Consider the following 5,674-nt stretch of genomic DNA (forward strand, 5'->3'; position numbering starts at 1 on the left):
AATAAAATTAGGTACTTCAATGATTAGTTTACCTTTTCACCATCCTTTTCATGTAGCTGAGCGTATTGCATTTCTCGATCATTTAACTGAAGGGAGAATAATTTTTGGAATTGGTAGATGTAGTTTACCTACAGATATAAAACTTTTTCAGATTCCTTATCAAGATTGATCAATTCGAAACGTATCCTGGACGTTTTAATGGATTCTACCCGGAAATCATGCCGATCTGTTTCAAGATGTTTGTTTGATTCGTGAAAAATGGCCAGCCAGATGAGGATCAAAAGCATGATACCAAAAAGGATCAGAAAAATAAAAGAGTTATCAATAATTGAGCGAATACCAAAGAAAAGGCTGAAGCTTAAAACAAAGACAATGAAAGTAGACAGGATAAAAAGAATTAGGTTTAAGGGTTTCCCTTGTACTTTCTCTTCCAGGAAATAATCTATTCCTGATCTCCACCTCGCGAGTGCTTTACCGGCGTTAAGAATAAATTTTTCCATGGCAACAACTGCTTCAACCTATTAAATATAGCCAAAAGAAAAATAAAGAAAGAGATTTAATTTGTTGTACCTATGTTGTACCCACTAAAAAAAGAAAGCCATTCAATTTCTTGAATGGCTTGTCTTTACTAAGCTCCTCCTCTTGGGCTCGAACCAAGGACCCTCTGATTAACAGTCAGATGCTCTAACCAACTGAGCTAAGGAGGAATGTTTTGCTTTGAAAGCGGTTGCAAATATAAATCAATTTTTAAATGCTGTCAAAACAAATTTCAGATTTTTTTCGAAGAATTTTACTTCGAATACGAATCCTTCAGAAAGTCAATTAATTACAGATCGATAAAATTTTCAGTAATGATGAATTTTATTTTTACACAGATGATTTTAGACAAAAAAAACAGCCCAAAAGGACTGTTTTATACTATAAATTCCTCCGCAGAGATTATTCAAATAACCAGCGGTAGATATCATTTCCATTTGCATAAAGCACCAGCGCTATCAATAAGAAGAAACCAGCCATCTGGGCGATCTCCATAAACTTATCATTTGGCTTTCTACCTGTAATCATTTCATACAACAGAAACATCACATGTCCACCATCCAGTGCAGGAATTGGCAGGATATTCATAAATGCAAGGATAATTGAAAGTAAGGCCGTGGTATTCCAGAACCCGAACCAGTTCCAGGAATCTGGGAACAAACCTCCAATGGCTCCGAATCCTCCAAGTTGCGTAGCTCCCTTTTTTGTAAATACATATTTGAACTGGTACACATAATCTCTTAATGTCCAGTAACCGTAATCAAATCCTTTGCTTATGCTTTCGCTAAGACCGTACTTATTGCGTTTGATCTCAATCTCTGAGGCTGGTCCAACACCCAGGTATCCATCCTCATCTGGAGTGACCTCTGTGCTCATGATTTCCCCATTTCGTTCAAAAACAACTTCTATAGTCTTTTCCTTGTTTTCAAAGGAAGCAGGAGCGATTTCGTGCCAGTAACCTATCTCCACATCATTCAGACTAATAATGCTGTCGCCTTTCTTAAGACCGGCTTTTGATGCAGCATGTTCAGCGATAACCGTATCCAGTACTGCAGACTGAATTGGAACAAATGGCTGCATAATTCCTTTTTCGAACATCTGTGTCCCTATTTCTTCCGGAACCTCAATAGTTTCTTCTGAACCATCCTGATGTAATACAGTAATATTCTGAACATCTCTCATAAAAAGATGCTTATTGATATCCAGGCTATTCTGGAACTCATTTCCATTTACCTCAAGAATCCTGTCTCCATCTTCGAAACCATATTCCTTGAAATCATCGATCACTGCAAATCCATCTGGCATTTCATCTGGCCCTACGTAAGCAGATCCCCAAACGAACATGATCATCATGTAAATAAGAAAACCAAGAACAAGATTTACTGTTACACCACCCAGCATGATGATTAATCGCTGCCATGCCGGCTTGCTTCTAAATTCCCAGGGTTGTGGAGGTTTGGACATTTGTTCCTTGTCCATACTCTCATCGATCATTCCCGCAATCTTCACATATCCTCCAAGCGGTAACCAACCAATTCCATAAGTGGTTTCACCAATCTTTTTCTTAAGTAATGAAAATTTCACATCAAAGAACAGGTAGAACTTTTCAACTCTGGTCTTAAATAATTTGGCCGGAATAAAATGACCTAATTCGTGGAGAACAATAAGTAAGGAAAGGCTTAATATTAATTGTATGGCTTTTACTAGAAATGGATCCATCAGCTAACTTCAAATTTTAAATCGCACAAAAGTAAGTTTTTAAAAGCATCTAGGAAAGTTTAGTTTGATCTAGTAATCCACCTTGAAAAATTCCGCAGAAGAAATTGGACTAATTGAAGCTCAGGCCATAACTTTGTAAAAAATTGCGCCAATGCTTAAGTTCTTTGCCCGCTATAAACCTTTTGCCATTGTACTGGCTGTTCTTTCGGTCATCATCATGTATTTCATTTATACTTTACTAAAACCTGAGGAGCGATTACCCGTTTTTCAACCAGATATGGTGAATGCTGAACTGGTGGATACCACTGTTCAATTTGTTAGAAAATATCATAAGATCGCAGATTTTAAACTCATTAATCAAAATGGGGATACTATTACTGAAGAATTTTATAACGATAAGATCTATGTAGCCGACTTTTTTTTTACCACCTGCCTTACCATTTGCCCGATCATGACAGATCATATGATCGAGATCCAGGAAAAAATAAAAGATGATGAGGACATTTTACTACTTTCCCATACTGTATTTCCTGTAACCGACAGCGTTCCTGTCCTAAAAGAATATGCCGTAGAAAAAGGTGTGCTCGATGAAAAATGGAACCTGGTGACGGGTGATAAAAAGCAGATCTATGATCTGGCTCGAAAATCTTACCTGGCTACTAAATCCACCGGCGATGGTGGTAAATACGATATGATTCATACTGAAAATTTCGTGCTGGTAGATAAAAAGAAACAAATTAGAGGTTTTTACGACGGTACGCAGCCGGAAGCTATAGAAGATCTCATGCACGATATTGAAATACTGAAGAAAGAGGATCGCTAATTATTTAAGGCTAATCTTTTGTATTGGGCCAAATTCCATTACTTTTGCCTTGTTTAAAATCAATCTAAATAAAAATGAAGGTGACGGTTGCAAATCTTAGGCGAGGCCAACGCGGAATCATTAAAGAATTCTCTACAGATATGGTCCCCCTGAAATTGCTCGAAATGGGTTGCCTTCCTGGAAATGAAGTAGAACTTGTTCAAACTGCGCCATTCCATGACCCTATGTATTTAAACATAAATGGAAGTCATCTGGCCATTAGAAAAGAAACTGCTTTGCTTATAGAAATCGAATTAATAGGCTAATATGGGAAAGCAAATTAATGTTGCTTTAATAGGAAATCCCAATACTGGAAAGACCTCTGTTTTCAATCAGCTTACCGGACTCAACCAGAAGGTTGGGAATTATCCTGGGATTACCGTTGAGAAAAAGGAAGGGATCTGTAAACTTCCACGTGGATTAAAAGCTCATATTCTTGACCTTCCAGGCACTTATAGTTTAAACGCCAGTTCTGTAGATGAAAATGTCGTCATAGAACTGCTTCTCAATAAAAACGATAAAGATTATCCAGATGTTGCCGTTGTAGTGAGTGACGTCGAAAATCTTAAGCGGAATTTACTGTTGTTCACCCAGATCAAAGACCTTGGAATTCCTACCATTCTTGCGATTAACATGGCAGACAGGATGGATCGAAAGGGGATTAGCCTGGACATTAAATTACTGGAAGAACGCTTAAAGACCAGGATCGCGCTTGTAAGTGCCCGTAAAAACATGGGTATTGAAGAGCTAAAGGAATTAATCATCAACTTTCGTCATATGACGGTAGATCCCTGTGTAAATGCATCTGTGATCGATCCTGAATACTTCGGAAACTTACGCAAGACCTTTCCTAATCAATCTTTATACAAACTCTGGCTGGTAATCACTCAGGATGTCAACTTCGGAAATATAAACCGGGGCGAGATCAGCCGAAGTTCAGATTTTAATACGAAATCTGTAAGTGACCTGAAGAGGCTTCAGCAGAAAGAAACAATTTTAAGATACCAGTTCATTAACGGTGTGCTGAAGGAGACGATGACCGTAGACAAAAATGCAGCTACAGATCTTCGATCTCGATTTGACCGTATTTTAACTCATAAAGTCTGGGGATATGTTATTTTCTTCGGAATCTTACTTCTAATTTTCCAGGCGATCTATAGCTGGTCGAGCTATCCTATGGATATGATCGATGCCGCATTTGCTTCGCTAAGTGAATGGACGAAAAACACCCTGCCTCCGGGCTCTTTTACCAGTTTAATTTCAGAAGGAATTGTTCCCGGGCTTGGAGGGATCGTTATATTTATTCCGCAGATCGCATTTTTATTCCTATTCATTTCCATTCTGGAAGAATCTGGTTATATGAGCCGGGTGGTCTTTTTAATGGACCGGATCATGAGACGTTTTGGTCTTAGTGGGAAAAGTGTGGTGCCATTGGTTTCAGGAACGGCCTGTGCAATTCCGGCAGTAATGGCTACCAGGAATATTGAGAACTGGAAAGAAAGACTGATCACTATTTTAGTTGTTCCCTTTACCACCTGCTCTGCAAGATTACCGGTTTATCTTATCATTATCGCATTGGTAATTCCAAATGAGAGTTTCTTTGGTTTCAATTACCAGGGATTAACCTTGATGATCCTTTATTTGCTTGGATTCGGAATGGCTATTTTTTCCTCGTGGTTACTGAATAAAATATTAAAGACCAGTACAAAATCTTACTTCGTCATAGAAATGCCTAATTATAAGCTTCCTATGGCCAAGAATGTTGCGATCAATGTGGTTGAAAAGACGAAATCTTTTGTTTTTGGTGCCGGAAAGATCATATTAGCTATTTCTGTAATTCTATGGGTGCTGGCCAGTTACGGTCCCGGAGATGATTTTAACAATGCTGAAGAGATTGTCACCGCTCAGTATGAGAACAATGAGAATGTAGAGGATGAAAGTGTAGAAGAAGCAATCGCTTCCTATAAACTGAAGAACTCCTATATAGGTATTATGGGACGTGGAATAGAGCCTGCCGTTGCTCCGTTAGGTTACGACTGGAAAATCGGGATCGCAATTATAAGTTCCTTTGCTGCAAGAGAGGTTTTCGTAGGAACCCTGGCAACTATCTATAGTGTTGGAAGTGACGAAGAGGAAACCATCAAAAACCGAATGGCCGCAGAAACCAACCCTGTCCTGGGCGGACCATTATTTACATTTGCCAGTGGTATAAGCTTATTGCTTTTTTATGCCTTTGCGATGCAGTGTATGAGTACGCTGGCCATAGTAAAGCGAGAAACAAATACCTGGAAATGGCCTGTTTTACAATTGGTGATCATGACTGCTTTTGCTTATGTAGTCGCACTTATTGCATTCCAGGTACTGAAATAATAGTAAGTTTAGAATTATAAAACGACTGAATTGATATGGAAATACTTCAGGAAATATTGGTCTTAATTACCTTTTTGATAGCTCTGGGTTACGTGGTCACGCGTTTTATCTGGAAGCCTTCCTTTGTTGGCGGTTCCAAGAAAAAGGATAGCGCTGCTGCTTGCGGAGTTTCCGGTTGTGGCTGTA

6 protein-coding genes and 1 tRNA gene are annotated in these 5,674 nt (G+C 38.8%); 4 read left to right on the plus strand and 3 right to left on the minus strand.

The window, feature by feature from the left end; all coding sequences use genetic code 11:
* Positions 1-19 precede the first annotated feature (19 nt).
* Positions 20-169 carry an LLM class flavin-dependent oxidoreductase gene (locus QZ620_RS13910; RefSeq protein ID WP_366935476.1) on the plus strand — a complete coding sequence of 50 codons (150 nt, stop codon included), beginning with the start codon at positions 20-22 and terminating at the stop codon, positions 167-169.
* On the opposite strand, the gene QZ620_RS13265 is transcribed toward QZ620_RS13910, so the two are convergent.
* From QZ620_RS13265 to rseP, 3 genes are all read right to left on the minus strand, one after another.
* A complete protein-coding gene (locus QZ620_RS13265) occupies positions 129-500 on the minus strand; it encodes a hypothetical protein (RefSeq protein WP_295182524.1) in 372 nt (123 codons plus the stop codon). The genes QZ620_RS13910 and QZ620_RS13265 overlap by 41 nt on opposite strands.
* Before the next feature lie 133 nt (positions 501-633).
* Positions 634-707: transfer RNA gene (locus tag QZ620_RS13270), tRNA-Asn, on the minus strand.
* 232 nt (positions 708-939) lie between these two features.
* Positions 940-2,256: an RIP metalloprotease RseP gene (gene rseP / locus QZ620_RS13275; protein WP_295182526.1), complete on the minus strand. Its 1,317-nt coding sequence runs from the start codon at positions 2,254-2,256 to the stop codon at positions 940-942.
* 151 nt (positions 2,257-2,407) lie between these two features.
* Here rseP and QZ620_RS13280 point away from each other — a divergent pair, with 151 nt between their 5' ends.
* The 3 genes from QZ620_RS13280 to feoB all read left to right on the plus strand — a co-directional run bounded on the left by QZ620_RS13280 (position 2,408) and on the right by feoB (position 5,488).
* Entirely contained in the window at positions 2,408-3,079 is a 672-nt protein-coding gene (locus QZ620_RS13280; RefSeq protein ID WP_295182528.1) for an SCO family protein, read from the plus strand.
* A gap of 74 nt (positions 3,080-3,153) precedes the next feature.
* Entirely contained in the window at positions 3,154-3,384 is a 231-nt protein-coding gene (locus QZ620_RS13285; RefSeq protein ID WP_295182529.1) for a FeoA family protein, read from the plus strand.
* A gap of 1 nt (position 3,385) precedes the next feature.
* Positions 3,386-5,488 carry a ferrous iron transport protein B gene (feoB, locus tag QZ620_RS13290; RefSeq protein WP_295182531.1) on the plus strand — a complete coding sequence of 701 codons (2,103 nt, stop codon included), beginning with the start codon at positions 3,386-3,388 and terminating at the stop codon, positions 5,486-5,488.
* Positions 5,489-5,674: the final 186 nt, after the last annotated feature.

It is taken from the genome of uncultured Christiangramia sp., from assembly GCF_913046405.1.
Lineage (GTDB): Bacteria > Bacteroidota > Bacteroidia > Flavobacteriales > Flavobacteriaceae > Christiangramia > Christiangramia marina.

Coding starts and splice junctions, on each gene's coding strand:
- QZ620_RS13910 (WP_366935476.1), top strand. CDS start 20: ATGATTAGTTTACCTTTTCACCATCCTTTTCATGTAGCTGAGCGTATT.
- QZ620_RS13265 (WP_295182524.1), bottom strand. CDS start 500: ATGGAAAAATTTATTCTTAACGCCGGTAAAGCACTCGCGAGGTGGAGA.
- rseP (WP_295182526.1), bottom strand. CDS start 2,256: ATGGATCCATTTCTAGTAAAAGCCATACAATTAATATTAAGCCTTTCC.
- QZ620_RS13280 (WP_295182528.1), top strand. CDS start 2,408: ATGCTTAAGTTCTTTGCCCGCTATAAACCTTTTGCCATTGTACTGGCT.
- QZ620_RS13285 (WP_295182529.1), top strand. CDS start 3,154: ATGAAGGTGACGGTTGCAAATCTTAGGCGAGGCCAACGCGGAATCATT.
- feoB (WP_295182531.1), top strand. CDS start 3,386: ATGGGAAAGCAAATTAATGTTGCTTTAATAGGAAATCCCAATACTGGA.